At 65.6% G+C, this 1,014-nt stretch carries 1 protein-coding gene; it reads left to right on the top strand.

The genetic code is table 11. The features are described 5' to 3' along the window. The coding region (locus ACTWPT_RS60030) for an IS256 family transposase (protein ID WP_443186485.1) at positions 1-981 on the top strand (981 nt) is incomplete at its 5' end. Positions 982-1,014 lie beyond the last annotated feature (33 nt).

Raw genomic sequence — 1,014 nt, 5'->3', positions numbered from 1 at the left:
ATCCTGCCCGCCTGGGCGCGCAAGAGCCCGTCGATCGGCGAGGTGCTGCCGCTGTTGTACCTGCATGGCCTGTCCAGCGGGGACTTCGTGCCGGCGCTGGGTCAGTTCCTCGGCTCGAGTTCGGGCCTGTCCGCATCGGTCATCACGCGTCTCACCGAACAGTGGAAGGGCGAGCAGCGTGCTTTCGCCGGCCGCAACCTGTCCGGGGTGGACTACGTCTACCTGTGGGTGGACGGTATCCACGTCAACATCCGGCTGGAGGAGCACAAGCTGTGCCTGCTGGTGATGATCGGCGTGCGCGCGGACGGCCGCAAGGAGCTCGTGGCGCTGTCCGACGGTTATCGCGAGTCCACCGAGTCATGGGCCGACCTGCTGCGTGATGCCAAGCGGCGGGGCATGCGCGCCCCGGTGCTCGCGGTCGGGGACGGCGCGCTCGGCTTCTGGTCGGCGTTGCGGGAGGTGTTTCCGCAGGCCAAGGAGCAGAGGTGCTGGTTTCACAAGATCGCTAATGTGCTGGGGGCGCTACCGAAGTCCGCTCATCCGGCGGCTAAGAAGCATCTGTCCGAGATCTGGAACGCCGAGGACAAAGAGCACGCCGAGGCCGCAGTGAAGGACTTCCAGGCCGCCTACGGTGCCAAGTATCCCAAGGCCGTCGCCAAGGTCACCGATGACCTGGGGGAACTGCTGGTCTTCTACGACTTCCCCGAAGAGCACTGGGTGCATCTGCGCACGACCAACCCGATCGAGTCGACCTTCGCCACCGTTCGCCACCGCACCAAGGTCACCAAAGGGCCGGGCTCACGCGCCGCCGGGCTGGCGATGGCCTTCAAGCTGATCGAGTCGGCCCAGGCCCGCTGGCGCGCGGTCAACGCGCCTCATCTTGTCGCCCTGGTCCGCGCCGGGGCGAAGTTCCGCAAGGGCAAGCTCGTCGAACGCCCCGAGGACTCACCAACGATCGAAGACTCCCAGAAAGCCGCTTAAAAGATCTTGATCCACAGGTATTGACGATTGCTC

The sequence above is a fragment of the Nonomuraea sp. 3N208 genome, from assembly GCF_052245935.1.
In the GTDB taxonomy this organism is placed as follows: Bacteria; Actinomycetota; Actinomycetes; order Streptosporangiales; family Streptosporangiaceae; genus Nonomuraea.
This window is presented reverse-complemented; position numbering and strand designations above follow the sequence as displayed.